Source organism: Opitutaceae bacterium (assembly GCA_015075305.1).
Classification (GTDB): Bacteria; Verrucomicrobiota; Verrucomicrobiia; order Opitutales; family Opitutaceae; genus UBA6669.
In genome coordinates this window covers 404,739-430,398 of sequence record JABTUS010000004.1, presented here as the reverse complement: position 1 = coordinate 430,398, position 25,660 = coordinate 404,739, and the positions used below count along the sequence as shown (strand labels likewise).

Annotated in this window: 25 protein-coding genes; 24 read left to right on the top strand and 1 reads right to left on the bottom strand. The window is 62.2% G+C overall.

From position 1 onward, the window contains the following. Positions 1–630 precede the first annotated feature (630 nt). The 9 genes from HS122_10560 to HS122_10520 all read left to right on the top strand — a co-directional run bounded on the left by HS122_10560 (position 631) and on the right by HS122_10520 (position 7,432). Positions 631–1,431, top strand: coding sequence for an indole-3-glycerol-phosphate synthase (locus tag HS122_10560; GenBank protein MBE7538844.1), 801 nt, complete (start codon positions 631–633; stop codon positions 1,429–1,431). Continuing rightward, positions 1,431–2,267 (top strand): ribosomal RNA small subunit methyltransferase A, encoded by an 837-nt coding sequence (gene rsmA, locus HS122_10555; protein ID MBE7538843.1) that lies wholly within the window; start codon positions 1,431–1,433, stop codon positions 2,265–2,267. The genes HS122_10560 and rsmA overlap by 1 nt, the downstream gene beginning before the upstream one ends. 39 nt (positions 2,268–2,306) lie before the next feature. Further along, a complete protein-coding gene (locus tag HS122_10550; protein ID MBE7538842.1) occupies positions 2,307–2,966 on the top strand; it encodes a hypothetical protein in 660 nt (219 codons plus the stop codon). Between the two features lie 107 nt (positions 2,967–3,073). Continuing rightward, positions 3,074–3,322, top strand: coding sequence for a twin-arginine translocase TatA/TatE family subunit (gene tatA / locus HS122_10545; GenBank protein ID MBE7538841.1), 249 nt, complete (start codon positions 3,074–3,076; stop codon positions 3,320–3,322). 206 nt (positions 3,323–3,528) lie between these two features. Then, positions 3,529–3,708, top strand: coding sequence for a 50S ribosomal protein L32 (rpmF, locus tag HS122_10540; GenBank protein MBE7538840.1), 180 nt, complete (start codon positions 3,529–3,531; stop codon positions 3,706–3,708). A gap of 41 nt (positions 3,709–3,749) precedes the next feature. Beyond that, on the top strand, positions 3,750–4,811 hold the full coding sequence (gene plsX, locus HS122_10535) for a phosphate acyltransferase PlsX (protein MBE7538839.1): 1,062 nt from the start codon (positions 3,750–3,752) through the stop codon (positions 4,809–4,811). Between the two features lie 38 nt (positions 4,812–4,849). Beyond that, entirely contained in the window at positions 4,850–5,827 is a 978-nt protein-coding gene (locus HS122_10530; protein ID MBE7538838.1) for a ketoacyl-ACP synthase III, read from the top strand. Positions 5,828–5,837: 10 nt separating this feature from the next. Beyond that, positions 5,838–6,875 (top strand): outer membrane protein assembly factor BamD, encoded by a 1,038-nt coding sequence (bamD, locus tag HS122_10525; protein ID MBE7538837.1) that lies wholly within the window; start codon positions 5,838–5,840, stop codon positions 6,873–6,875. Positions 6,876–6,904: 29 nt separating this feature from the next. Then, entirely contained in the window at positions 6,905–7,432 is a 528-nt protein-coding gene (locus HS122_10520) for an LptE family protein (GenBank protein ID MBE7538836.1), read from the top strand. Positions 7,433–7,438: 6 nt separating this feature from the next. Here the strand turns inward: HS122_10520 and HS122_10515 are convergent, their stop codons facing one another. Continuing rightward, complete coding sequence (locus tag HS122_10515) at positions 7,439–7,744, bottom strand: ferredoxin (GenBank protein MBE7538835.1); 306 nt, start codon at positions 7,742–7,744, stop codon at positions 7,439–7,441. A 207-nt stretch (positions 7,745–7,951) separates the two neighbouring features. On the opposite strand from HS122_10515, the gene HS122_10510 reads away from it, so the two are divergent. The 15 genes from HS122_10510 (at position 7,952) to HS122_10440 (ending at position 25,648) form a co-directional block, all read left to right on the top strand. Further along, positions 7,952–8,854, top strand: coding sequence for a rhomboid family intramembrane serine protease (locus HS122_10510; GenBank protein MBE7538834.1), 903 nt, complete (start codon positions 7,952–7,954; stop codon positions 8,852–8,854). A gap of 71 nt (positions 8,855–8,925) precedes the next feature. Next, positions 8,926–11,154: a carboxy terminal-processing peptidase gene (locus HS122_10505; protein ID MBE7538833.1), complete on the top strand. Its 2,229-nt coding sequence runs from the start codon at positions 8,926–8,928 to the stop codon at positions 11,152–11,154. Positions 11,155–11,166: 12 nt separating this feature from the next. Then, positions 11,167–11,718: a DJ-1/PfpI family protein gene (locus tag HS122_10500; protein ID MBE7538832.1), complete on the top strand. Its 552-nt coding sequence runs from the start codon at positions 11,167–11,169 to the stop codon at positions 11,716–11,718. A 157-nt stretch (positions 11,719–11,875) separates the two neighbouring features. Then, complete coding sequence (locus HS122_10495; protein ID MBE7538831.1) at positions 11,876–13,105, top strand: ABC transporter ATP-binding protein; 1,230 nt, start codon at positions 11,876–11,878, stop codon at positions 13,103–13,105. Then, a complete protein-coding gene (locus HS122_10490; protein MBE7538830.1) occupies positions 13,102–14,031 on the top strand; it encodes an alpha-1,2-fucosyltransferase in 930 nt (309 codons plus the stop codon). Before HS122_10495 ends, HS122_10490 begins: the two co-directional genes overlap by 4 nt. Positions 14,032–14,045: 14 nt before the next feature. Continuing rightward, the gene (locus tag HS122_10485) at positions 14,046–15,185 is read left to right on the top strand and encodes a glycosyltransferase family 4 protein (GenBank protein ID MBE7538829.1); all 1,140 of its coding nucleotides are present in this window, start codon (positions 14,046–14,048) and stop codon (positions 15,183–15,185) included. Positions 15,186–15,198: 13 nt separating this feature from the next. Then, entirely contained in the window at positions 15,199–16,218 is a 1,020-nt protein-coding gene (locus HS122_10480; GenBank protein ID MBE7538828.1) for a glycosyltransferase, read from the top strand. Next, complete coding sequence (locus HS122_10475) at positions 16,215–17,204, top strand: glycosyl transferase family 2 (GenBank protein MBE7538827.1); 990 nt, start codon at positions 16,215–16,217, stop codon at positions 17,202–17,204. The genes HS122_10480 and HS122_10475 overlap by 4 nt, the downstream gene beginning before the upstream one ends. A 3-nt stretch (positions 17,205–17,207) precedes the next feature. After that, positions 17,208–18,239, top strand: a complete 1,032-nt coding sequence (locus HS122_10470; GenBank protein ID MBE7538826.1) for a glycosyltransferase family 2 protein — start codon at positions 17,208–17,210, stop codon at positions 18,237–18,239. Then, a complete protein-coding gene (locus HS122_10465) occupies positions 18,236–19,192 on the top strand; it encodes a glycosyltransferase family 2 protein (GenBank protein ID MBE7538825.1) in 957 nt (318 codons plus the stop codon). Before HS122_10470 ends, HS122_10465 begins: the two co-directional genes overlap by 4 nt. A 17-nt stretch (positions 19,193–19,209) precedes the next feature. Continuing rightward, entirely contained in the window at positions 19,210–20,487 is a 1,278-nt protein-coding gene (locus HS122_10460) for a hypothetical protein (protein MBE7538824.1), read from the top strand. Between the two features lie 65 nt (positions 20,488–20,552). After that, a complete protein-coding gene (locus tag HS122_10455) occupies positions 20,553–21,830 on the top strand; it encodes a hypothetical protein (protein ID MBE7538823.1) in 1,278 nt (425 codons plus the stop codon). Further along, positions 21,817–23,277 (top strand): hypothetical protein, encoded by a 1,461-nt coding sequence (locus HS122_10450; GenBank protein ID MBE7538822.1) that lies wholly within the window; start codon positions 21,817–21,819, stop codon positions 23,275–23,277. The genes HS122_10455 and HS122_10450 overlap by 14 nt, the downstream gene beginning before the upstream one ends. Then, a complete protein-coding gene (locus tag HS122_10445) occupies positions 23,274–24,491 on the top strand; it encodes a glycosyltransferase family 4 protein (protein MBE7538821.1) in 1,218 nt (405 codons plus the stop codon). Before HS122_10450 ends, HS122_10445 begins: the two co-directional genes overlap by 4 nt. Next, positions 24,491–25,648 carry a glycosyltransferase family 4 protein gene (locus HS122_10440; GenBank protein ID MBE7538820.1) on the top strand — a complete coding sequence of 386 codons (1,158 nt, stop codon included), beginning with the start codon at positions 24,491–24,493 and terminating at the stop codon, positions 25,646–25,648. The genes HS122_10445 and HS122_10440 overlap by 1 nt, the downstream gene beginning before the upstream one ends. Positions 25,649–25,660: the final 12 nt, after the last annotated feature.

The following is a 25,660-nucleotide window of genomic DNA, read 5'->3' as shown; positions in this document are numbered from 1 at the left end:
CCGGGAGTGGTACACCCCCCGGTCACTCGCGGCCATCCCAGCTGGCCGTTACGCGCAAGACTCCTGGACGTTGGCGGCACGCCGTTCGGATTTCGTCGATTTGGACATGGGAGGCCGCCTATGGGTGGGTGGGCATAAGGGGGCAGTCTTTACCTCTTGCATTGAGGGTACGTTCGAAAAGCGATAGGATGGAAAATGGCTGGCAAGGCGAAGATGGAGTACGGAGGCGCGAGCTTTCTTGCTATCAGCTGGGGCAACAGCAGGAAGTGCTTGTTCAAGGACGACGAGGCGAAGCGAGCGTTAAGGAGAGGCTGGCGGCGGCGTGATCAGGGTGGGATGGTTGACGCACGGCTGGATTGGGATGGGAGTGTTTTTTCATGCCATCGAGAAGGATGCCCTCGCGATTGGACGAGGAGAATCGCCGCGCGACACCACTTCATTTCCGTTGGGCCCTGCTCCGCGGCCGCACTCTCCCTCAAATGCACCGCCTCCTTGCAGCCACACCTCAATTCGCCATCTCCCTGCCCTCGATATCCTCGCACCGACAATGAATCCGCCCTGGGCGATCACGGGATCCACGCAACTCCATTCTCGTTTTCCGCCGGCCACTGTGTTTCCTCGGTCGTTCGCATGACAGACAAACTCACCGAGATCATGGCCTGGAAGCGACGCGAGATCGCGCCGGCAATCCGCACCGTTTCCCTCGACGAACTGCGCGCCCTGCATGCTTCGCTTCCCCCGGTGCCTTCCTTCTCGCATGCGCTGCGGCGAGCGGACGGAAAACTGGGCGTCATCGCTGAAATCAAGCGGCGCTCTCCCTCCGCCGGGGAAATCGCGGCAGGAGTGTCGTCCGTGGCGCAGGCGCTGCGCTATCGTGCCGCCGGGGCCAGCGCCCTTTCGATCCTGACGGACGAACGCTACTTTGGAGGGACCATTGACGACCTGGCCTCCGTCACCACTCGTTTCCGCGAAGTAGGCCCCGCCCTCCCCTGCCTGCGCAAGGACTTCATGGTGCACCCGATTCAAATACTTGAGGCCCGGAAAGCCGGTGCCAGCGCCATCCTGATCATCGTTCGCGCGCTGGATGACAGTGAAATCTCCCTCCTTTTCGAATCCGCCAACGCGGCGGGACTCGATTCACTCTTCGAAATCCATGCGCAGGGTGAACTTGAGCGCGCCACGCGCCACGGTGCCCGGATCATCGGTGTGAACAATCGCGACCTCGCGGTGTTCAAGACGGATCTCGCACTGAGCGAAAGACTGATCCCGCAATTTCCAAGCGGGATCATCGCCGTCAGCGAAAGCGGCATTTTCACCGGAGCCGATGCAGCCCGAGTCAGGAAGGCGGGTGCGCACGCCATCCTTTGCGGCGAGGCGCTCATGAAGGCGACCGATCCCGCCGCCGTGATCGCCGGATTCCGCGCGAACTGATGGCCCTTTCCCCCTCGTCAACGCGATCGTTGCTCGCGCAACTTGGACACTACCCCAAACGGGCGCTGGGGCAGAACTTTCTTGTCGATGGAAACATCGTGCGAAAATCGCTCGAGCTTGCTGCCGTCTCACCTGGCGACGGCATTGTCGAAGTCGGCCCCGGGCTCGGCACGCTCACCACGGCGCTTCTGGAGGCGGGAGCCGAGGTGTGGGCGGTCGAACGCGATCCCCGCCTGCACCAGTTTCTCGAGGAAACCCTTGCCCCGAGATTTCCGCGAACACTTCATCTGGTTCTTGGCGACGCGGTTGAGCTTCCGCTGGCCGGCCTGTCCGCACCCCGCAGCACCGAGCCATTCAAGGTGGTGGCCAATCTGCCCTACGCCATTTCAACTCCATGGATGGACGCCGTGCTCAGCGGCGCACTTCCCCAGCGCATGGTGCTCATGCTGCAGCGCGAAGCCGCTGAACGATATGCAGCAAAGCCGGGGACCAAGGCATTCGGTGCCATTTCCATTTTTCTCCAGTCCGCCTTTTCAATGGCACCGGGTCACGCCGTGTCGTCCGCCTGCTTTCATCCGCGACCCGAGGTCGACTCCTTTCTCCTCCACCTCGTGCGAAGGCCCGAGCCGATTGTCTTTCCTCAAGGCGTCCGGGATTTGATCCGTGGACTCTTCCAGCAGCGACGGAAGCAGATCGGCTCATTGATTCGCGATCGACTTCCGGACAATGGATCGGCCTGGTTGGGAGTTCTCGCGACTCACGGTCTCACCCCGCGCGCACGTCCGGAGGAAATTCCGATCCAGGCATGGCAGAATCTGGTGCAACCGTCTGCTTGAAATCAGGTCACAGTGATGCACACTCGAATCTTTTGTATCATGATGCGCGCGCTTCTACTTGCAGCACTTGGCCTGACGGGAGCTTCGATGCTCCCGGCCCAGGGTGTCCTGGCCGGCCGAATTGAGGGCACCACCTACTTCGCTCCCTCCGGGTCTTACAAGATCGCAATCCCCGTTCTTTCGGAACTCGGCGGGAAGGTGGTCGACACCCCGGACGTCGTGACGTTCGAGGACGATTTCAACACCCATGCAAGCATCGCTTGTTTCAAGATGGATGCAACGCAGCGCTGGGAGTTTGAAACGCGCGGTCGCAAGGAATACCTGATCTGGTTCTTCACCGAGTATGTTCAAAGGGATTTCCAGGAGCGTTTTCCCGGTTCCCGGGTGGAAAGTGCCAAGTACATCCCGTCGATGGAATCCGGCACGCTGCTCACCTACAACCTCCTGCCAGGCGGCACTATGTTTCGGAACCGCCCGAGCTACACCGAAACGAATGAACCTCTGGTCGCAAAACGCGGCAACCTTACCCTGATGCGCGACGGATTTGTCTATGTCCTGAGCATCGAACTCGCGGAGCGGGCGGTTCAGCGCCTGAGTTACAACAAGACGGTCGCGGAGGAGGACGAGCTTCTCAGAAAGCGCCTGCTCGAGCTGTTTGCACGGATGACATTCATCGGACCAGCGAACAGCGGCAAGTGATCGTTCATCAAGGCCGCCCGGCTCGGGAAAGTAAAACGCCTGCAAGGATTCATTGGGTATCGGTCCTTTGACCTTTACAGAACCCGCCTTGCGGCTATTGTCTCGGCATGAATTTTTCACCGCTCGTACTCGGTGCGTTCGGCCTCGGAGGCATGGAGATCCTTCTCATCCTCGCCGTCGTTCTTCTTTTGTTCGGAGCCAAGAAGCTTCCTGAACTGGCCAAGGGGCTGGGCAAGTCCATCAAGGAATTCAAGAAGGCCTCCAGCGAGGATCAGGACGACGACAAGCCGGTGGCAACCGCGACAACTACGGAAGCAAAAAAGGCTGAAACCGTCCGAACGGATGGTTCGCATTAATCCTCCGTCCTCCCCCTTCAGCAGTGAGTTTCGGGCGCGTCTAAAGACGCGCCTGTTTTTTCTGTCGCCTCCCTCCGCGCTGCGCTCACGTGCACGGGTTGAAACATCGCTTGACGCGTCCGGCCCGCACCCCATATCGTTTACCCTTTAATCTGTTTCCTGACGCAGCTTAGCCCCTGCGTCCGGTCCACTCAACTTTTCCGAACATGGCCAATCCGAAACGCAAGCAGTCCAAACGTCGCAGCGCCAATCGCCGCGCAGCCAACGCCTTCAAGGCTCCCGAACTCGCTCGCGATCCGACCGACGGTTCCGCGTTCCGCCCCCATCGTGTAAATCCCAGGAATGGGATGTATCGCGGTCGCCAGGTCCTCACGGTGGAAGTCTGATCACCCTCATCGGGCAACGAGCGTTATCGCCAGTGCTCGCGATGAGTTCTGATTCAGGATCGGCGGCCAGAATCGCCATCGATGCAATGGGTGGCGACCTGGGCCCATCCGAGGTCGTGCACGCGCTGAAACTTGCGCTGGCGGAGTTTGCCGACCTCAACCCGATCACGCTGGTCGGCCGTCAGGCTGAGCTGGATCCACTCCTGGCACAGGAAGGACTGCGCGGGCACCCCAAGGTGGCCGTGCTCCATGCCTCCGAGGTCATCTCGCCCGATGATGAGGTCATGGGCGCAATCAAGCGGAAGCGCGATGCGTCGATGCTCCGGGCGATCGAGCTGGTCAAGGACTCCCAGGCCGCAGCCGTCGTAAGCACCGGCAACACCAAGATCCTTGTTGCCGCAGGTACGCTCAAACTCCGGACCGTCAATGGAGTCGAGCGGCCGGCATTGGCGGCCGTCATCCCCCGCGACGACGGAAACTCGGTTCTGATCGACGCCGGTGCGAATCCCGACTGCAAATTCATTCACCTGGTCCACAATGCGATCCTGGGAACCCATTACTGCCGGCTCGAACTTGGCATTGAAAGGCCCCGCGTTGGACTCCTCACCATCGGCACCGAGGAAGGCAAGGGCAACTGCCTGGTCAACGAGACGCATGAGGCGCTGAAGCGACTGGGCAACCTCGTGAACTATGCCGGCCCCATCGAAGGATTCCAGATTTTCCTCAACACCGTCGATGTGGTGATCTGCGACGGTTTCACCGGAAACATCTGCCTCAAGAGCTGGGAATCCATGTCCAAGTTCTTCAGTCGGGAGCTCAAGGAAAAGCTTGCCGCAGCCCCGGGCAGGAAACTCGGTGCGTTCCTTGCGCGCGGTGCATTTTCCGAGCTGAAGAACAGGATTCAACCGGAACGATACGGAGGAGCTCCCCTCCTTGGCCTTCGCGGTAGCGTGCTCAAGGCGCATGGCTCGGCAAACCGTTTCGCCATCATGAATGCAATGCATGACGCGAGTGAGTTCATTCGCACGGATTTCAACCGCCACATCGAAGCCGACATCGCCCGTGCGAACGAGTTGGTCCCCACGCCATCGGTGCTGGCCTGAGCGGGTCCGCAGGGCCGCGCTCCCCTTCTTTCCCACGCATGGCCTCAATGCCCATCGCCATCCTCGGTACAGGCGCCTATGCTCCAGCCAGGGTGCTGAACAACGATGAACTCGCGCGCGTTGTCGACACCTCGGACGAATGGATCATGACCCGCACTGGCATCAGGGAGCGCCGCATCGCCGCCGAGTCGGAGACCACCGCTGACATGGCGGCCGCGGCCGCCCAAGCGGCCATTGACATGGCGGGCGTCACCAATGATGAAATCGATCTGGTCATCCTGGCAACGCTGACCCCAGACCTTCCGATGCCCGCGACGGCATGCCTCCTCCAGCAAAAGCTGGGCATCCCGGAGAAGGCCGCCTGCTTCGACCTGAATGCCGCATGCACCGGTTTTCTGTACGCACTCGACACCGCCTGGGCGATGCTTGCGTCAGGACGCTATCGTCACGCATTGATCGTCGGCGCCGAGAAGCTTTCGACCATGCTTGATTGGAAGGATCGCACCACATGCGTCCTTTTCGGAGATGGCGCCGGAGCCGTCGTGCTGGGCCGGTCCCCCAATGCCCGTTCGGAAATAATCGGCTCACGACTCGCCACGATCCCACTCCCGCCTGATCTCCTCTGGATTCCTGGCGGCGGTGCCTCTCCTCCATCGATTGACGACCTCCGCGTCATCCGGATGAAGGGAAAAGAGGTCTTCAAGGTCGCCGTGCGCGCCATGGAGGATATCGCCAGGGAAATTCTGGAACAACACGAGGTCACAGCCGATCAGATCGCCTGTGTGATTCCCCATCAGGCCAATCTCCGAATCATTGAAGCCATTGCGCATTACCTGAAACTGCCGATGGACCGCTTCTTTGTGAACGTCGATCGTTACGGCAACACTTCCTCCGCCTCGATTCCCCTCGCGCTTCATGAGGCCAGTCAGGCCGGACGCATACGATCCGGCGATCTGGTTCTCCTCGTCGCATTTGGGGCGGGCTTGACCTATGGGGGCGCACTGGTTCGCTGGTAGACTCAATCTCATGTCGACTTCCTTCGTTCGCTTTTCCGGATATCTGTGCCTGCTGGCATCGCTCCTGATCCAGGCTGGAGCACTGCGGGCCGAGCTTGTGTGGACACCCGCGACCGGCTGGCAGATCGAAGGCGGCGCGCTTTCCGGCCTGGTCGGAGAGGACGGTCGAAAGGCTCTCGACCAAATGAACAGCGCCCGCGGGTACGAAGAGGCCCGGAGCTATGGCAAGGCGGCCCGAAGCTATGAGCGTGTGGGCAAACGATTCGCCAACTCAGTCTTTGCACCGGAGGCTTTCTACAGGGCGGGGCACATGCGTCTTGACCGGAAGCAGTACTACAAGGCCCATGAGGATTTCCAGCAGGTGGTGGGCCGGTATCCGAACTACACCCGGTTCAACGAGATCATCGGTGAACAATACCGCATCGCGAGCGCGCTTCTCGACGGCGCACGGAACCGAATCTGGGGCATCATCCCCGGATTCACCAATCGCGAAAAGGCGGTCGAGTACTTTGAGGTCCTGCTGATCACCGCACCCTACAGCGACTACGCCCCGCTATCCCTGATGAACATTGCCAGGGCGCACCAGCGCATGGGCAACGTCGAGGAATCGATCGACGCGCTCGATCGAATGATAAATTTTTATCCGCAAAGCCTGCTGACGCCCGACGCCTACCTGAGGCTCGCCCAGGGACACGCGTCACTGGTTGAGGGCCCCTATTACGATCAGGCATCCACACGCGAGGCCGTCACCTATTTCGAGGACTTCATGATTCTATACCCAAGCGACGCCGGCGTGAGCACTGCGGAAAAGGGGCTGAGCGAAATGAAGAAGGTCCTCGCTGAGAGCAAGATAAAGATCGCCGACTTTTACTTTTACAAGCGCGACAACTACATGGCCGCACGCGTGTTCTACAACGAGGCAATCACCGTTTTCCCTGATTCATCAGTCGCCGAGAAGGCCCGCGCACAACTGGCCAAGGTCGAAGCGGCAGAGGCAAAGTCCTCTGCAGCAGGCAAGAAACGCAGCAAGAAATTCCTGTTCTTCTAAAGCCTGCCGGGAACTTCCTGGCCCCGCCGATGAGAAGAGCCGGATTCATTCTCCTGATAGCCGCCTGTTTCCAGGCAGGATGCGGCCACTACGTGCTTGGAACGCGGAGCAGGCCTGCCTTCCAACGACTGTACATTGAACCGGTCGCCAATCGCTCCAGCCTGCCCCAGTCCGTCGCCGCCATCAGCACCGCACTCCGCGAGGCATTCATACGCGACGGGCGCTTGACTGTGGTGAATTCACCGTCGGAGGCGGACGCCGTCCTTTCCATGACGATTGGCCGCTATGGACGAGAGGTCGCGACAGTCCTGCCGAATGACACCGGACTTGCGCGCAAATTCAATTTGAACCTGACGGCGTCCCTGTCGCTCATCAATCCCGGGTCGGGCGCGATCTATTTCAAGGACCGGCCATTGGACGCCAGGCGGCAGATCTTCACGGACAATCCGCAGACCGGAAACCATGACAATCAACTCCGCGCGGAATATCAGGCGGTTCCGCTTCTGGCAGATTCCCTCGCCTCAGCCGCGCTGAACGCGGTTCTCGACGTGTGGTAGGACCGCCTAGCCTCTGACTTCGCCGGTCGGCTGCGGCGTCGCACTCACTTGAGGCTGCTGTGCAGCGGATTCCGCGGAGTCATCTCCATCAGCCCCAATGGCTTCAACCGGGCATCCTTCAAGTGCTTCCATGCACTGATCTATTTCCTCCTGCGTGGATGGCTGCTTGAAAACGTAGGAATGGCCTCCGTCATCGTGGCGGGTGAAGAAACCTGGCGCCGTTTCGCGACAGAGATCGCAGTCGATGCACTGCTGATCCACATAGAATTTTCCGGGAACATTATTTTCCCACTTGTCGTCTTTGTTGGCCATGGCGTAAAGCGGACAAAATCGCACTCGCGGGTGCTGTCAAGCACAGCGCCATGAATGCATTTGCCACCCGATGCAACGGATCGAATGGCCCCCAGCGCCACCGGGAACCGGCCAACTGTCGTAATTTGCTGATATTTCATCAATTTTTCGCCTGTTTTCCGGGAGCGCGCTTGAGTTTGGCGGGAGCCACGCCACCCTGATGCCAGCATGCTTACTGACCGGCCCTACATGCGAGGGGAGAACCGTGGTCAAACTACCTCGGTGCTGGTCTGGCTTGTCTCTGCGCTCGCTGCCGGGCATGTCGTTCAACTGCTTTTTCACCGGCTCTTTGCGGAACCGACCGGGCAGCTTTACGATGCTGTTTTCGAACTGAGCATTGACGGCTTGAAGCACGGCGAATTTTGGAGGCTGCTGACCTATGGCTTTCTTCACGATACCGGGCCACTCGTGCTCCTGCATCTCATTGTTAATTGCGGAATCATCTGGTTTGTGGGCGGTGAGTTGCTCCCGCTCTTGGGTTCGCGGCGGTTCCTGGGTTTCTGGTTCCTTGCCTTGGTTTCGGGGGGAGCCCTTTGGGCTGCTGTCCACTGGCAGTTTCAAGACAGCCTGATCGGCGCCTCGGCAACCGCCGCTGGCCTCATCACGCTCTATGGATTGCTCAACCCCAACCAGCGGGTGTCCATTTCCCTGCTGTTCATACCAGTCACATTCGTCGTCAAGCATGCCGTGATCGCCCTGTCATGCGTCGAACTCCTCGGTTATCTGTTTTTCGAACGCACCGGCCGGCTTTCCGGCTTCGGCTGGGAGCACTCGGCTCACCTGGGGGGCATGCTGGCCGGTTGGGCCTATTTCCGTTTTGTTTACCTGCGCGAATGGCGATTCCCTGACGGTCGGTCGAGTCCTGATCGCAAAGTGCGCGAGCTGAAGTCAACGGACAGCGATTCGGAGGCATCTGATCCGCCGCGGCAGGCAGTGCCCGCCAGTCGCGAAAACATGAAGGCGGAAGTCGATCGCGTGCTCGACAAGATCAACAGCCATGGCCTCGCTTCGTTGACGCCTGATGAACGGCGCCTGCTCGATGCGGCGCGGGACATCCTGAGCAAACCGTAGGCGCTCCCCCCCCGGCATTTGCACAGGCATTGCCTGCAACTTTTCCGCGTTCCACCTTTCCTATTTCCGCAATGATGTCCCTGTCGAAGATTCGTGCCGCCCTCCCGTACCTGCTCCTCCTGGTCTCCAGCCTGGCAGTTTGCGCGCAACCGGCACAGGACCACACCTTCTCCACTTCGACCGCGCAGTCGAAGGAGGTCCAATTCCTGGTAAAGCTTCTCGAAGAAGTGCACTACAACCGGGATGCCGTAAAACCCGGCGATTACGGCGAGCTGATCGGCGACTACATGACGGACCTCGACGGTTCGCGCATGTTTTTCCTCGAATCGGACAAGCAGGCGTTTACATCCGCGAACTCGTCCGACAGTCTCTACTGGAACATCTCGACTCTCGGAAAAATCGATTACGCCTACCAGATTTTCAAGGTGTACGAGGAGAGGACCCATGCCCGCGTCGCCTGGATCTTCGAGGAGCTGAAGAAGCCCATCGACCTGACGACGCCTGAAACCTACACACTCGATCGCACAAAAGCGGCATGGCCGGCGAATCCGGCGGAGGCGGACGAACTGTGGCGGCGCCGGCTGAAATTCGAAATTCTGGACCATGTGCTCAGCAACAAGAACATGGAGCCCGCGGCCGCCCTCGAATCCGCAAGGACACACATTCGCAAGCGCTACGAACGGATGGAAAAAAACATCGCCGAGATCGAGTCCACCGATCTTGCGGAAATCTTCCTCGGAGCGCTTGCACGGATGTACGACCCCCACTCCACCTACTTCTCCGCCGACACCTTCGAGGATTTCAACATCCAGATGCGACTCCAGCTCGTTGGAATAGGAGCGATGCTGTCGCTCGAGGATGATCTTTGCGTCATCAAGGAAATCGTTCCCGGCGGCCCCGCTGACCTGAGCAAGCAGGTCCATCCGGGCGACAAGATCATATCCGTCGGACAGCAGGGCATCGAGCCCATCGAGGTCATCGGCATGAAGCTGCGCAAGATCGTCGACATGATTCGCGGCACCAAGGGGACACCCGTCCGCCTCCTGATCCAGCCGGGAAATGCAACCGACTCCTCGGTGCGCAAGGATGTCACCCTCGTGCGTGACGTCGTGAAATTGGATTCAGCCCGGGCGTTTGGCGCCATTTTCGAGGTGCCGGACATCCACGGGACGCTCATCCCGATGGGAGTGATCACCCTTCCGCAGTTTTACGGCCCGGACGGAGGAGAGAACGCCGCTGATCAGCCATCCGCCACCGCAGACGTCGCCAGTCTGATCGAAAAACTTGAAGCCTCGGGCATCAAGGGACTCGTGCTCGACCTCCGACGCAACGGCGGGGGCCTGCTTTCGGAGGCGATCGAGCTCACCGGCCTGTTCATTCAAAAGGGGCCGGTGGTCCAGGTCCGCTCCTATTTCGGCGAGGTGAAGGTTGACGAAGATGAGGATCCCAAGGTCGCCTACGGCGGTCCACTCGCCGTCCTGGTGTCGCGCTACAGTGCCTCAGCCTCGGAGATTGTGGCCGGAGCCCTGCAAAACTACGGCCGCGCCATTGTGATCGGCGACAGCTCAACCCACGGAAAAGGAACCGTGCAGACGGTCGTGGAGATGAAGAACATCGTTCCCGGCATGGTCAGATCGCCGTTCAAGATGGGCGCCGCAAAACTCACGGTTCAGAAATTCTATCTTCCCAACGGATCATCGACACAACTCAAGGGAGTCATTCCGGACATCGTCCTGCCCTCGATCGACATGAAAGTGGGCGAAAAGGAACTGCCGCACGCCTTGGTCTGGGACGAAATTCCGACCAGCCATTTCGAGGGAAAACCGCTCGACAATCGCATCCTGGGACCCCTCCGTGCAAAAAGCCTCGAGCGCGAGGCTTCGCTCGAGGAGTTCGCCTATCTACGAAAGAGCATCGATTTCTACAGGTCGAAGCAGGACATGAAGACGGTCTCCCTCAATCTTGAGGACCGGCGCCGCACCAAGGCAACGGACGATGCCTTCCGCAAGGACATGCTGGCGGAAAGGGCAAAACTCGCGAAAAATGACTTCAAGTACACCGAGGTTCTCCTCGCGCCACCCCCTCCTCCACGCATAAAGGAAGCCCCCGATCCGGACGACCCCGAAGCGAATGTCGAAGATCCGGGCATGGACGACGAGAACCAGCATTTCGCCAAGGTGGATATCGATCTTCGTGAGAGTTTTCGTGTGCTCTCGGACGCACTCGCGCTCGGCGAAGAACAGGATCTCTGGGTTTCCGATCACGCACCGCTCACCGCCGAGGTCCGCAAGAAGGGCTGACGCACTGCCGGCATGTCGCGCGTCCTTCTGCTTCTCCCCGAGGGCTTCGAGGAAATTGAAGCGATCACACCCCTCGACCTCCTGCGCCGAGCCGGTGTTGAGATCCTTTCCGCATCGCTTGGCGATCACATCCATGTCACGGGACGATCCGGCCTGACGGTGCACGCCGACACGCCGCTGTCATCCGTTGACGACGATGCCGCCTTTGACCTCCTGCTTCTTCCAGGCGGGCCCGGAGTGAAACATCTGCGCGCAGACCCACGCGTGCGCGCGCGGGTTCTCAAGCAGCATGCCGCCGAACGATGGCTCGCAGCCATCTGCGCAGCTCCGACCGTCCTGAATGACGCGGGCATCCTGTCGGGGCGGCGCTACACAGCGCATCAGTCTGTTGCCGGCGAACTGCCGCACATCCTGCAGGACGAACGGGTGGTAACCGACGGCCGCATCGTCACTTCACGCGGAGCCGGCACGGCCGTCGACTTCGGTCTCAAACTCGTCGAACTGCTCGTCTCGCCCGATGAATCCAGGAAGATCGCCGGCTCCGTTCACGCCGAGGTGGGTTGAAGGCTGCGAATCCCCAACGGGAACCCTGGAGTCGTAGATCTACGCTGTTCGCAACCTCAGGATTGCTGAGGCTGCGCGTCTTGCCTTGCATTCCAGCGTCGGCTCACGCCGCCTCAACCCGCACGGACACGTGAATCCCGCATCATCATCACAAGCCGTGATTGAAGTTGATTCCATTTCCAAACTCTATCGCCTCGAGCCCGGCCGCCGCACAAGCACCCTGCGCGATGCGATCACTGGCCGTGCCGCCAGATTTGGCTCGCGGCTGCTCGGGCGTTCCGCCGATGCGACTCGCGGGCGCGACTTCTGGGCCCTGAGGGACGTTTCTTTTCAAGTCACCCGCGGGGATGTTGTCGGGATCATCGGTCGCAACGGCTCAGGGAAATCCACCCTGCTCAAGATCCTCTCACGAGTCACGGATCCCACATCGGGCTCGGCCGTTCTTCGGGGACGCACCGCCTCGCTGCTTGAGGTCGGCACGGGCTTCCACCCCGAACTCAGCGGGAGGGAGAACGTGTTCCTGAACGGCGCCATCCTCGGGCTCACCCGCGCGGAGATTCGCCGGCGCTTCGATGAAATTGTGGCCTTCGCAGAGGTCGAACGGTTTCTCGATACACCGGTGAAGCACTATTCCAGCGGCATGCAGGTGCGCCTCGCCTTCTCCGTCGCCGCCCACCTGGAGCCGGAAATCCTCATCGTCGACGAGGTGCTCGCCGTCGGGGACATTGCATTTCAGAAGAAATGCATCGGAAAAATGGGGGCCTTTTCCAGAGGCGATTCCGGACGGACCGTCCTGTTTGTCAGCCATGACCTGAGTCTCGTCCGCCAGCTCTGCCGTTCCGCCCTGCTCCTTGATCAGGGTCGGATCGTTTCGCGCGGTCCGGCGCCCGCTGTGATTGATGACTACATCAGAAGCGTGGCCGCACTCGGGCCATCGCCCGCGCCAGCCACGACGGCAAGCGAATCCGCGCGTGTCCTGGATGTGCAGGTTCTCAACGACGCGGGCCGCTCCGTTGCAGAGGTCGCCGTCGGTGAACCCTGGCACGTGCGCCTGCGCTTCCGGATCGACAGCGGACGCCTCGAACACGTGCTTGTCGCCGTGGGACTTCTCGCCGCCGACGGCAAGCCGGTTCAAACCACCTGGAGCCCGCCGAGGAACCTGGATCGCGGGGAATACGAGGCGACCTTCACGCAGAAGGCGGTCCAGCTTGAGGCGGGAACCTATTCGCTGCTGGTCGGATTGAGCGAGCGGGATCGTACGCTCCAGCAATTCGAGGCGGCCAGGCTTCACATCAACGGCAGCCAGCCGATGGGATACTTTCCCGCGACATCCGGCGTTGGCACCGTGCTCAACGGAATGTCAGTCGAACTTCAGCGCCTGCCATGATCATCACACGACTCTCCGGCGGGCTCGGCAACCAGATGTTTCAATATGCGGCGGGGCTGGCCCTCTCCTCCCATCGCCGCACCGTGCTGAAGCTCGATGTGAGCTGGTTCCGCGAAACCAGTGAATGGGCCGAACACGGCCGGTACGCTCTCGATGGATTTCTCCTGCCGGCGCAATTTTCAACGACTGAGGAGAACGAGCGCGCCACGGGTGTTCCTCTCACACGCAGCGAACGCTGCAGCCTGGCCGTCGCCAGATTTCTGCGACTCCGGCAGTACGAGCGCAGAATGCACAAGGGCGGCTTCGCATACCGCCAGACTTCGTTCCGCCACACGCCCGACTTTCATGCGCTTCCGGATGGCACGCATCTCGACGGGCTCTTCCAGTCCGAACAGTTTTTCCAGTCCATCTTCCCGGAGGTGCGGCGCCACTTTTCGTTCCGCTTTCCGCTGTCAGATCCGGCAAAGGCGGCCCTTGAGGACATCAGATCCGCCCCATCCGCATTCGTGCATGTCCGGCGGGGCGACTACGTCACCGATCCTCGTTTCAGCCGGGAAATCGGAATTCTGGGCGCCGCCTACTACCGCGCCGCAATCGAAAGGTTTGCCGCACATCATCCGGGAATGAGGTTCCACCTGTTTTCCGACGACCCTTCCGGAGCCGCCAGACTGCTGGAGGGAGTTGCCGACTTCCGTCTCGTGGACCCGGAGCGCAGACTGACCGTCCATGAAACGCTTGAGCTGATGACAGCCTGCCACCATGGCATCACGGCCAACAGCTCGTTCTCATGGTGGGCTGCCTGGCTGATTCGGCATCCGGGAAAATTGACCATCGCGCCATCGCCCTGGTATGCAGGCCTCACCCACGATACGCGCGATCTCGTGCCATCCACCTGGCAGACACTGCCTGCCGGATTTGCGGCGTGAGGGCTGCGTCAGCCATGATGCGCATCGCATTTCTTTCAACCGTCTACGGCTATCCGTTTGGAGGAGCGGACATCCTCTGGTCGCACGCCGCGGACATCGCTCTGGGGCGGGGCGACGCCGTCCTGGTGGGGGTGACGCCCGCGGTGGCCGCACATGCACGCGTTCAATCGATGATTCGTCAGGGCGCACGCCACTTTCCAACCGGCGTTCCCACGATACCCCGCAGCCAGCGGGATCGCATCAAGCGCAGGATGGAATATGCAGCCGGCGAAACCGACAGTCTTGTGTCGGCGCTGAGGATATTTCGCCCAGATCGCGTCATATTCAGTTGCGGCGGAACCTACGATCTTGTGAGGGAGGGTCGCGTGCTGGGCTTTATCCAGGATCAACGCATCCCCTATTTCGTGATTGCGAACTGGCAGACGGAAGCCCCGTTCCTGAGCCCGGTGGATCTGCAGAGGGCAGGAGCCGCTTTCTGCGGAGCCAGGCGGATCTTCTTCGTTTCCCGCCGCAATCTCGAAATCACGCGCCGTCACCTTGCGCTGCCGCTTCGCCATGCCAGCCTGATCCAGGTTCCGATCCGTCCCCCGCCCTCCGGGGGTGTACCCTGGCCGGCTGGCGACACTCCAACGTTTGCCGTCGTCGCACGCCTCGAACACGTCAAGGGACTGGATCTGCTCCTGCCAGCCCTGGCGCAATTTCCAGGTGCGTCGCAATCGTGGCGGCTGAACATCCATGGTGAAGGTCCCGGTCACGACGCCTTGCAGCTGCTGGCCTCGCAACTCGGACTTTCCCGTCACGTCCGGTTTCATGGTTTTGTTCCGGACCTGGCCGGCATCTGGAGGGAAAACCAGTGCCTCGTTTCAGCGTCCCGCGACGAGGGCCTGCCCACGGCGATGATCGAGGCCCTGCTGTACGGAAGGCCCGTGATTGCGACCCGCGTCGGCGCCGCGGAGGAATGGATCGAGGAAGGCGTCACCGGCTTCATCTGCGATCCCGGTTCCGTCGAATCGCTCGCCGATGCCATCCGACGGGCCTGGTGCGCCAGGTCAGCCTGGAGCGGCATGGGATCCGCAGCCCGTCAGCGCGCATCCGCCCGGCATGTTCCGGATGACGCGGACCGACTGCTTGCGCCTGAATTCGTTGTGTATTGAACCATCCGATACAATGAGGGTTTCCGTCGTCATTCCCACGCGCAATCCCGACCCGGCGAACCTGAACCGGGTCGCAAATGCCCTCGCGCTGCAGACGCTTCCCGCGGATCAATGGGAGATCGTGATAGTCGACAACGCCTCCACGCAGCCGGTCCCGCACTCCGCCTTCATGGGTCTGCGGTGTGAAGTCAGGGTGGTGACGGAGCCCGCGTCCGGACTGAGCCGCGCCCGCAGAAGGGGGGTCGAGGCCTCGCAGGGAGGCCTGCTCGCGTTCGTCGATGACGACGTGCTGCCTTCACCGGGATTTCTGGAGACCGCACGCACCACCTTCCTGCGCCTGCCCTCCCTCGGCACGGCCGGCGGAAACATTCTGCCTGAATTCGGCGGCCCTCCTCCGCGATGGTTCGACGAATTTGCGGGGCTCCTGGCCTTGCGCGAAATAAGAGGGGGCGAGCGGATCCTGACCCACCTGCATGCCCGCGCCCCGGGCCGGGAAAGCCAGGGTGGCAATGCATCCCACGCGCCATCGGGCCCGGTGGACATTCCCGACTGGCTCCCCAACGGAGCCGCCTTGCTTGTGCGTCGCGAGGCGGCCAATGCCTGGGTCGCCCGCGTCCAAACAGCCACGGCGGGCCCGGAGATCACTGACCGCGTCGGCGCGTCGCTGGCTTCGGGTGGAGACCAGGACATCGTTCTCTCGGCCCTCCTGGGCGGCTGGCACACCGGCTGGTTTCCCTCGCTTGAGGTCACGCATCTGATTCCGACCGCCCGCCTTCAGGCCGCCTATCTTGCCCGCCTGAACCAGGGAATCCAGCGATCCTGGGTGCATGTCCTTCACCGATACGGACTCAATCCCTGGCGGCCAATATCACGCTGGACGGCCCCCCTGCGGAAGAGCCGCGCCTATGTCCGCAGTGCGGCATGGAAGTCGCCCGCCCATCGCATTCGCTGGCGCGGACTCTGCGGACGCTTCGACGGATTGTCCGATGTTGCAGCATTCGAGGCGGCAGCGCGCAGCCAACCCCGAAAATGAGACAGCCCGCGTTCGAGTGGACCCGGCCGGGACACTGGCTCTACCAGCTTTGGCATCGCCCCCGGGCGGCAGTGGCCCGGTCCGTGCGCGAGGGCGGCCCTGTCGCCCAATGGAAAACCCATCGGGCCCGCCAGGCCATGCGCATGGCGGCGGCCGCTCTTCCGACGTTGCCCGTCCGCAGCCCCGGTGAAGGCGATGCCTGCCTGGTTTTTCTCACCGGCGCGCGCTACTGGGAGCAGACCGCCTTCTGCCTTCGCTCTTTTCAGATTCACGCTCCCGATCGCCTGTGGCCGGTGCTCCTCGTGGACGACGGGACGCTGTCCCCTGCCATGACCCGCCGCCTCGCATCGGCGTTTCCCGGACTGCACATTGTATCCGGCACCCCACTACAACAGGCGCTCGACGCGCGCCTGCCCTCCGGACGCTTTCCCACGCTCCGGGAACACCGGATGCGATTCACCCTGCTTCGAAAACTCACCGACGTCCACGCCGCGCGCCCCGGCGCCAATCTGGTTCTGGATGCGGACATGCTTTTTCACCGCCGCCCCGACGCCTTGATCGACTGGCTGGGCGATCCTTCCCTCCCGATCGTGATGACCGACTTCAAGGAGTCGTACGGATACGGGCGCGCACGGCTTTCGACGCTCGTCACCGGGCCGATCCCGACCCTGGTGAACACAGGGGTCTGCGGCATGTCCTCCTCCGCAATGGACTGGGACAATCTCGAGCACTGGACGCGGACGCTGCTCTCTACCCACGGCTCCAGCTACTTTCTGGAGCAGGCTTTGACCGCCCTGCTGCTCAGCGGAACGCCGCATCGCCAGCTGCCGCCGGCCGACTACATCGTCGCCCCGAACACCGATGAGATTCTCCAGCCCAAAGCCTGCCTGCACCACTATGTGGACCTCGCGAAGCGCGGCTATTTTCGCCACGCCTGGCGCGGCTTCGCCGGCGGGAGCCCTGCGCGAATGGGCGCGCCCTCCTGATCCATGGCGCTCGTCCATGTATTTGTCCCAACCCATCGGCGCGGGCGCCTGCTGCCGCGGGCGCTCCGGAGCCTGCTTGCGCAATCGCATGCAGACTGGATCGCGCTCGTGCACAACGATGATCCCGCGGACCCGGAGCCATCCCGGGTCGTCGCCTCCCTGAACGATCCACGCATCCGCCTGCTGGCGCACGAACGCAATCTCGGTGCTGTCGGCGCGTTCAACCGGGGCTTTTCAGAAGTGTCGCAGTCCGCGGAGTACTTCTCGATCCTTGAGGATGACGGAGCCTGGCATCCGGATTTCCTCTCCACGTTGAAACGCGCGTTGGACGAATGCCCGGGGGCCCATCTCGCCTGGTGCAACCAGACCATCGCGACCGAGAATCCGGATGGCTCATGGAGCTACACCACTCGGACGGTTCATCCCGTTGATTCCGGAACCGGACGGGCCACGCGCCGCATGATCCCATGGGGCGACCCCGCCCAGGCCACGGGCGCGCGCATGGCGAATGGCGCCATGCTGATGCGGCGCGAAGGCATTCCCCCCCCGACGCCCGGGGACATTCCCTTCACGGGCATGGAGGCCTTCCGCGAGCGTCTGATTCGGCACCCCATGATCTACCTGCCCCTGCCCCTGGCAACCTACAGCCGGACCAGACAATCCGCGCGGGATGCTGACGGCCATCGCTGGGGCGTGATTCAAACCCTGCTGCTGGCCACGTACGTGCGCAATTCAGGGATGGATGCCAGCGGTATCCGTGACTTCTGGACTCATCTCCGCCGCCAGACACCGGCCGTGACCAATCTGGCGCTTCACGCCGCATTCGCGGATCGCGCCTGCCGGCCTCTCCTGAGCGAGGCGTCGAGCCGCGACTGGCTGCGATACCTCAGGACATGGATGGGCCGGCCCGGCGCCGCCTGGGCGTGCATCCATGCGCGCAAAGACCATCCCGCATGGTGGACGATGTTGGACAAGGCCACGGCTGAACGTTTCGCTGAGGCACAACTGAATCAGCGCTCCTCCTCGCCGCCATGACCGCCCAGCCCGATGTCAGCATCATCATTCCGTGCCACAATGCGCAACCCTGGCTCGCGGCATGCATTGATTCCGTCCTGACGCCTTCGGACCATTCGCAGGAGATCATCGTGGTCGACGACGGTTCCACGGATGGTTCGCTCTCGGTCGCCGAACGGTATGTTTCCCGCGGCATTCGCCTGTTCACTCAGCCAAGAAAGAGTCCGGGCGCCGCACGCAACCGCGGGTTCGCTGAAAGCCGCGGAGCATGGATTCAGTTTCTCGACGCGGACGACCTCATCGGCCCGGAAAAGATTTCACGGCAATTGCGCGTGCTTCGTGAATCACCACCGGGCACCGTCGCCAGTTGCGGCTGGAGTCGCTTCCGAGGGGAGTTCACGAGCATGTCCTCCCACCCTGTGGAGCGGACGACGGCGCGCGACTACGAACCGGCGTGGCTGTTTCTCCGCACCCAGGCGGCGGAGGGCATCATGATGCACCCTGCAGCCTGGCTGACGCCGCGGGATCTGATTCTGAAGGCGGGACCATGGGACCAGAGTCTGACGCCCAATGACGATGGTGAGTTCTTTGCGCGGGTCCTGGCGCGCGCCTCCAGGATCCGCTTTGTGGCGGATGTCCACACACACTACCGCTCCGGCCTCAGCGGCAGCATGTCGACCACAAGGAGCAAGTCCCGCATGGAGGCCATGCATCGCTCCGCCCTTCGGTTTTCGGAGACCCTCCTAAGCTGCGACCAATCCCCCGAGACGCTCCTCGCCGTGAGCGAAATGTGGGAACGCCTCCGCTATGAACTCTATCCCGAAGCCCCGTCGCTGAGCCTGGACGCGGCACGCCGGGCTCGTGAGGATGGCTGCATGCCCAGGACAAGACTCCCCTGCGGCCCGCGGCTCAAGTGGCTGCGCGCAATCGGCGGATGGAAACTCGCCCGACGCCTTCAGGTGCGCTTTCGTTGAACGAATCTCCGCCCATCATGCCCCGGCCAGCCACGGAATCCATCTGCATCGTCACGCCGCATCACCTCGCGAACAACCCACGCGTGATCAAGGAGGCGGACGCTCTTCAGGAATGCAACTGCGTCGTCACGGTCATCCACGGACGCTATCGCAAGGAACTTTTCGACGAGGATGACGCCATCGCGCACGCGAGGTCCTGGCTGTCCGTTCCCGTGAACTGGAGGCGCCAGCCAGGCTCGCTCCTCTCGTCGATCGAAGTTCGTCTATCACGCCTGCTGCTCCGATTCATTCGTGAGCCGTCGCTGAAGCTGGCGATGCGCGCGGAGCATGCGTCGATCCCAGCGCTTTCGGCGGCGGCCCGCGGTGTCAGAGCAGGCCTTTACATCGGCCACACCCCGTCGGGACTCTGCGCCGCCGCCGCCGGTGCGCACCATGCCGGCACGCTGCTTGGATTTGACGCCGAGGACTATCACCCCGCGGAGACGGACGCCGTCGTGCGCAGCAAGGTCCGCCAGCGCGGGCTGGACAAGATAGAATGGTCCCTGATGCCACTCTGCGCCTACCTGACCGCCTCCTCCCCGATGATCGCCGACGAGTACGTGGCAACCCGGGGCGTTCGCCGGCCAAGCATACTGCTCAACACATTCCCGCGCTCCATGGGCCCCTCGATTCAACCGCGGAACAGGCGCGTAAAGAACACTGAGCGAGCCCGCCTGTACTGGTTCTCGCAGACAATCGGTCGCGGCCGCGGCCTCGAGCCCGTGGTGGCCATCCTTGGCAGGTGCCGCACCCCTTGCGACCTGTTTCTTCGCGGCACTCCGGAACGCGATTTCCCCGAGGCGTTGAAGCAGATTGCCAGCCTCGCGGGGTTCCGGGGGCAGATCTACTTTCTGCCGAGGGAACCCGCCGAAAGCATGGTCATGCTCTGCTCTCCGTTCGACCTTGGCCTCGCTGTTGATTTGTCCACCCCGGCCAATCGCGACTTCTGTCTCACAAACAAGATCTACACCTACCTTCTCGCAGGACTGCCCGTCGCCTATTCAACCACGAAGGCCCAGTTGTCCCTTGGGCGCGCGCTTCGTTCTGCGGGTGTGAAACTCGACCTGGAGGACCCCGCCAAGTCGGCCCGGGAAATCGACGCCTATTTCGACTCGCCCGTGCGGCAGGAAAAGGCGCGCGACGACGCGTGGACGGCCGGCCAATTTGTCTACTCTTGGGAGACCGACAAACCCATCGTGGTTTCCGAGGCCGATAGGGCGCTGAATGAACCTTTTCGCGCATTGCCGCTGACATGAAACGCGTGCTGATCGTTTGCCCGCGGTGGCTTCCCCTCAGCGCTCCCGACCTGCAAAGAGTCCGAATGAGTCTCCCCCACTATCGGGCATGGGGCTGGAATCCCGTGTTGCTCTGCGTGGATTCCGCGCAAGCCGACGGCGTGATTGAGCCTGAGCTGGGTGCGATCCTGCCTGCAAACTTGCCGATCTATCGCTGCGGCGCGGTTTCGCGGGCGCTTTGCCGCATCGTGGGTGTTGGCAGCCTCGGACTGCGTTCCTGGCGGCACCTCTGGCGCTCCGGACTGGAGATCATCAAACGTGAGCGCATCGACCTGGTGTTCGTATCGACGACGGAGTTTGTCGCAACCTTTGCGGCTCGCCTCTGGAGGAGGGACACGGGCATTCCGTACGTGATCGACATCCAGGACCCCTGGCAGACCAGCCACTACGAAGACACCGGCACTCGCCCACCTGGCGGATGGAAATACGGATTCGCGCGCATGGTCGCCCGGGTCCTTGAGGAGCCGTCCTTTTCCCGAGCCAGCGGCTTCATGAGCGTATCGCCCCGCTACCTCGACGATCTCCGCCACCGCTATCCTTGGATGAGCGGCCGCCCGTCCGAAACAATCGAGTTCGGCGGAAGCCGGGAGGATCTCGCGGCCGCGTCCGCCGGACTCGCGGCTCAAATTCCGGAATTGTCCCGCGAACACGGAGAGGTGCATCTCGTCTATACCGGAGCTGCAGGACCCATCGGGCTGACGGCGATTGAGGCGGTGCTGCAGTCGCTGCATGAACTCGCACGCAGCCAGCCCGTCGAGGCGCGGCGCCTGCATCTTCATTTTGTCGGCACCACCTACGCAGCGGTGCCCGCGACTACATCTGACATCCTTCCCATTGCCGCACGGCTGAATCTCCAGGCGCAGGTGCACGAGACTGCCGGACGCACCACCTACCTGCAGAGCCTGAGGTGGCAGTCCCAGGCCGATGGTGTCCTGCTGCTTGCAGCGGCCGACCCCGCCTATTCCCCTTCAAAGCTCCACCCCTATTTTCTTTCCGGCAGGCCGATCCTGGCCGTCGTTCGCGAACGCAGCCTGCTGCGCGACCTGCTGCGGCCACTGGGGGGATGCGTCGTCGCTGTTGTCGAGGACAGCCCGGCGTCCAATCGTTCTCATCCCGCGGTCCTTTCCTTCCTTCAGGCGGCGCTGAAGGGTTTCCCTCCGGGCGCGGTTCCTCCGCGCGAGACTGCGTATTTCCACGACCACTACAGTGTGCAAACACTGACGCGCCGGCAGTGTGAGTTGTTTGACCGGGTGACACGGAGTGCCAATGATCAGGCTCCGACGTCCAGTCATGAACCTCGCTGAAACCGAAGCTCAGCCGGAGACGGAGCCCGTCCTCTCCTTCGGAGCAGCCTCTCCGCTTTCCGAGAAAAATGCCACGCTGCTCTTCCGCAGCGGCCTTCTGGCAACGCTGGCGCTCTGCGTCTATTTCGGATTCGTCACCCCGATTGACGATCCGCTCCACCGCTTCCAGGGCCTGGCGATTCTCATACTATCCGTTCTGCCGGGCCTGCGCTGGGCAAGACGCCAGGAGAGTTCCTTTCCGGTTTTCCAGACCTTCATGATCACGGGGTTCAACAGTTTTGCGCTGCCGTTGCTCGGGGGCCATGAACTGCTGCGTCACTATCCCGTGGAAAGCGTCACAGCGGCAGCGTGGGGCGTGATACTCTTCCAGCTCTGCGCAATCGCGACCTATGAGCTGGTTCCCGGGGTTCCAAGGATCGGCCCCTGGTGGTCTCTGCCGCTTTTCACGGGACCCGTCGATCGCTACCTCCGGGTCGGCATGGGGATCTCCACACTCTACACGCTCCTCTCGGAATTCACCGATCTGATCCCACCGGAGCTCAACAGCATCTTCCGCGCCATTGGCTACGGTGTGGGCACGCTCTGCACCTTTCTGCTCAGCCGAAAATGGGGGGCCGGCGAGCTCCATCGGCGTGACAGGATCTATTTCGGATCCCTGCTTGCCCTGCAGTCGCTCCTGCTTGTGTCGACACTCTTCCTGGTGAGCGGCCTTTCACTCCTTGTGCTCGCCCTGATCGGTTATGTCTCCGGCGGGAAGCGCATTCCCCTGGCGGCCTGTCTCCTGCTGTTCGCATGCATGGCCATCCTCCACAACGGGAAGAGCGCGATGCGCATGAAGTACTGGGAGAACGAGGCGCCGCCGCCCACCTTCTGGGAGCTCCCGTCGTTCTTTGCGGAATGGGTCCAGCACGGATTGACGCCGCGATCCCAAGCCTCCGGCGACATCTTCGTATCCCGAAAACTCATCGAGCGCACCTCGCTGCTTCACATGCTCACGCTCGTGGTCGACGCCACCCCCGCACGGCAGCCCTATCTCGATGGCCAGACCTACGGACACATCCTGCCCCAGCTCATTCCCCGGATTTTCTGGCCGGACAAGCCGATGGGGCACGTGAGCACGCAACGGCTTGCCACCTACTACGGGCTCCAGGATGAGGAGAGCACCCTCCGAACCACCATTGGTTTCGGCGTGGTCGCCGAGGCCTTCGCCAACTTCGGATTCCTCGGCCTCGCATCCCTAGGCGCGATCATCGGTGCATGCACCAAACTCGCGGGTGTCTGGACCCGCTGTTCCCCCCTCATCTCCTACCCCGGAATGCTGATGGTGCTGCTGCTGGCATGGTCGTTTCAGATTGAACTTCCGATGAGCGCATGGATCGCCTCGCTCTCGCAGGCCGCGGTGGCCGTTCTCGGCGTGCCCTTTGTGCTCAAGCATTTTCTCGAGTGACCCTGCAACCGAACACCGTGACTGCACGGGCTGCGCGGCTCGCGATCGTGCTCTCGCATCCCACCCAGTACTACAGCCCGTGGTTCCGCTGGCTGTCGGAAAACACGTCGCTGAAAATTCGCGTCTTCTACCTCTGGAATGCGGGCGCGACACCCACGCATGACCCCGGATTCGATCGCACCATCGCCTGGGATGTGGACCTCCTGTGCGGTTATGATCACGAATTCGTGCCCAACAGCTCCAGTCATCCCACAAGCGAACGCTTTTCGGGGCTCCACAACCCCGGTCTCACCCGCCGCCTGGATGCGTGGAAACCCGATGCCATTCTCCTGTTCGGATACGCCTATGCGAGCCACATGATTGTCATCCTGTGGAACTGGTTCAGGAGGGTTCCCCTGCTGTTCCGCGGGGACTCCCACCTGCTCGGCCGACCACCACACCGCGGGCTCCGCGGGCTGGCCATGCGGACCCTCTTCGCGCGGTTTGCCGGCGTCACCTATGTCGGGAAGGCGAACCGCGACTATTTCAAGGCGTTCGGCGTCCCTGAATCACGGCTCTTCTTCGCGCCGCATGCCGTCAACAGTCGTCATTTCTCCCCCGAACTTTCCACCCACCAGCAGCGCGCCCGTGCGCTTCGCGGACGGCTCGGCATTTCGGCCGATGCGACTCTGGTGCTTTTTGCCGGGAAACTCGTGCCCTGGAAGCAACCCCGCCTTCTGCTCGACGCGTTTCTCGAACTCGCTCCGGCAAACACCGTCCTTCTCTATGTCGGCGACGGCCCGGAGAAGTCCGCCCTCCAGGCTCAGGCCGCCGCATTCGACGCGGCCGGTGTCTCGGTGCATTTTCTTCCCTTTGCGAATCAAAGCGAAATGCCGGCGTGTTATCTGGCGGCCTCCCTGTTTGTCCTTCCCTCTAATGGCATCCATGAGAGCTGGGGACTGGCAGTCAACGAGGCGATGGAGATGGGGACCCCGTGCCTGGTCAGCGACCGCGTGGGATGCCAGCAGGATCTCGTGAGCGACGGCGAAACCGGCTGGGTCTTTCCGTCGGAGGAGCCGGCCGCCCTGGGAACGACCCTCGCGCGCGCCCTCGATGACCTTCACTCCCGGGGTGCCGGGATCCGCCGCGCTGTTCGCCAGCGCATCCGCCGGTACTCCTACGAGCACGCCGCGGCCGGCCTGCAGCTGGCCCTGGAATCCGCACTTGCACGCTGATGCGCCTGACAATCGTCATGGGTTTCTTCCTTCCCGTGCCCGCCGTGAGCGGGGGCGCGATGGAAAAGATATGGGGACGTCTCGCCGGGCTGTTTGCGGCGCGCGGTCACGAGGTGTGCGTGATCTCGCGCACCTGGCCCGGCCTCCCGGATCGGGAAACGATCGGAGGACTCACCCACCTGCGCATTCCCGGGCGCGATCACACGCGCTCACTGCCGCGCAACCTGTGGCGCGATTTTCTTTGGGGGCGACGCGTGGCCCCGGCGTTGCCGCCTGCAGACCTGGTGGTGTGCAATACGGTTTCGCTGCCTTTCCTCATCGCGGGCCGCCGCCGTGATCCCGGCCGCGTGGCGGTCGTGCTCGGTCGCATGCCAAAGGGACAGGTGCGCCTCTACGGAAAGGTGGATCTCATCCTCGCAACCTCGCAGGCCGTCGCCGACAAGGCGATCCGCGAAAACCCCGGAGCCGCCAGCCGTGTATCCGTTCTCCGACAGTCAATTGATTGGGCAGGGCTCCGGCGGCACTCCCGCCAGGCCGCCCGTGCTGGGCCAGTCACGATCGCCTATGTCGGAAGAATTCATCCCGAGAAAGGGTTGGAGCTGCTCCTCGACGCCGCTGCCGGTCTTGCCAAAGGACGTCATACGCTGCCCGAGTGGAGGTTGGTGCTCATGGGACCGGTCGACGTTCGAGAAGGCGGCGGTGGTGCGGGCTACCTGGCATCGTTGCAAAGGCGATACCAGCCTCTCCTCGCCGACCGCCTCGAATTTCGCGGACCCAGCTATGACTCGGAGATATTGAGCGAAGTCTATGGATCCATCGACATCTTCTGCTATCCGAGCCTTGCAACCCGGGGAGAGGGATTGAGCGTCGCTCCGCTGGAGGCCATGGCCGCCGGCGCTGCGCCCGTATTGTCGCGCCTCGATTGCTACCGCGATGTCATTGTCTCCGGCGTCAACGGCCTCCAATTCGACCAATCCGCCCGGGATCGGGTCGGCCAATTGGAAGACTGCCTGTTCAGGCTGCTGAACGATTCCTCCCTTAGAACAGGGATCGCCGCGCGGGCGCAGGAAAGCGTGCGGCGGTATGATTTCGAATCCACCGCGGACGACCTGCTCGCGCAGTTTGCGCGGTTGACCGGCCTGCCTGCTCAAACCTAGCGTGCTCACCCA

What these genes read in the sequence shown, in the direction of transcription:
- HS122_10560 (MBE7538844.1), top strand. Translation starts at nt 631, where the DNA reads ATGACAGACAAACTCACCGAGATCATGGCCTGGAAGCGACGCGAGATC.
- rsmA (MBE7538843.1), top strand. Translation starts at nt 1,431, where the DNA reads ATGGCCCTTTCCCCCTCGTCAACGCGATCGTTGCTCGCGCAACTTGGA.
- HS122_10550 (MBE7538842.1), top strand. Translation starts at nt 2,307, where the DNA reads ATGATGCGCGCGCTTCTACTTGCAGCACTTGGCCTGACGGGAGCTTCG.
- tatA (MBE7538841.1), top strand. Translation starts at nt 3,074, where the DNA reads ATGAATTTTTCACCGCTCGTACTCGGTGCGTTCGGCCTCGGAGGCATG.
- rpmF (MBE7538840.1), top strand. Translation starts at nt 3,529, where the DNA reads ATGGCCAATCCGAAACGCAAGCAGTCCAAACGTCGCAGCGCCAATCGC.
- plsX (MBE7538839.1), top strand. Translation starts at nt 3,750, where the DNA reads ATGAGTTCTGATTCAGGATCGGCGGCCAGAATCGCCATCGATGCAATG.
- HS122_10530 (MBE7538838.1), top strand. Translation starts at nt 4,850, where the DNA reads ATGGCCTCAATGCCCATCGCCATCCTCGGTACAGGCGCCTATGCTCCA.
- bamD (MBE7538837.1), top strand. Translation starts at nt 5,838, where the DNA reads ATGTCGACTTCCTTCGTTCGCTTTTCCGGATATCTGTGCCTGCTGGCA.
- HS122_10520 (MBE7538836.1), top strand. Translation starts at nt 6,905, where the DNA reads ATGAGAAGAGCCGGATTCATTCTCCTGATAGCCGCCTGTTTCCAGGCA.
- HS122_10515 (MBE7538835.1), bottom strand. Translation starts at nt 7,744, where the DNA reads ATGGCCAACAAAGACGACAAGTGGGAAAATAATGTTCCCGGAAAATTC.
- HS122_10510 (MBE7538834.1), top strand. Translation starts at nt 7,952, where the DNA reads ATGCTTACTGACCGGCCCTACATGCGAGGGGAGAACCGTGGTCAAACT.
- HS122_10505 (MBE7538833.1), top strand. Translation starts at nt 8,926, where the DNA reads ATGATGTCCCTGTCGAAGATTCGTGCCGCCCTCCCGTACCTGCTCCTC.
- HS122_10500 (MBE7538832.1), top strand. Translation starts at nt 11,167, where the DNA reads ATGTCGCGCGTCCTTCTGCTTCTCCCCGAGGGCTTCGAGGAAATTGAA.
- HS122_10490 (MBE7538830.1), top strand. Translation starts at nt 13,102, where the DNA reads ATGATCATCACACGACTCTCCGGCGGGCTCGGCAACCAGATGTTTCAA.
- HS122_10485 (MBE7538829.1), top strand. Translation starts at nt 14,046, where the DNA reads ATGATGCGCATCGCATTTCTTTCAACCGTCTACGGCTATCCGTTTGGA.
- HS122_10480 (MBE7538828.1), top strand. Translation starts at nt 15,199, where the DNA reads ATGAGGGTTTCCGTCGTCATTCCCACGCGCAATCCCGACCCGGCGAAC.
- HS122_10475 (MBE7538827.1), top strand. Translation starts at nt 16,215, where the DNA reads ATGAGACAGCCCGCGTTCGAGTGGACCCGGCCGGGACACTGGCTCTAC.
- HS122_10470 (MBE7538826.1), top strand. Translation starts at nt 17,208, where the DNA reads ATGGCGCTCGTCCATGTATTTGTCCCAACCCATCGGCGCGGGCGCCTG.
- HS122_10465 (MBE7538825.1), top strand. Translation starts at nt 18,236, where the DNA reads ATGACCGCCCAGCCCGATGTCAGCATCATCATTCCGTGCCACAATGCG.
- HS122_10460 (MBE7538824.1), top strand. Translation starts at nt 19,210, where the DNA reads ATGCCCCGGCCAGCCACGGAATCCATCTGCATCGTCACGCCGCATCAC.
- HS122_10455 (MBE7538823.1), top strand. Translation starts at nt 20,553, where the DNA reads ATGAGTCTCCCCCACTATCGGGCATGGGGCTGGAATCCCGTGTTGCTC.
- HS122_10450 (MBE7538822.1), top strand. Translation starts at nt 21,817, where the DNA reads ATGAACCTCGCTGAAACCGAAGCTCAGCCGGAGACGGAGCCCGTCCTC.
- HS122_10440 (MBE7538820.1), top strand. Translation starts at nt 24,491, where the DNA reads ATGCGCCTGACAATCGTCATGGGTTTCTTCCTTCCCGTGCCCGCCGTG.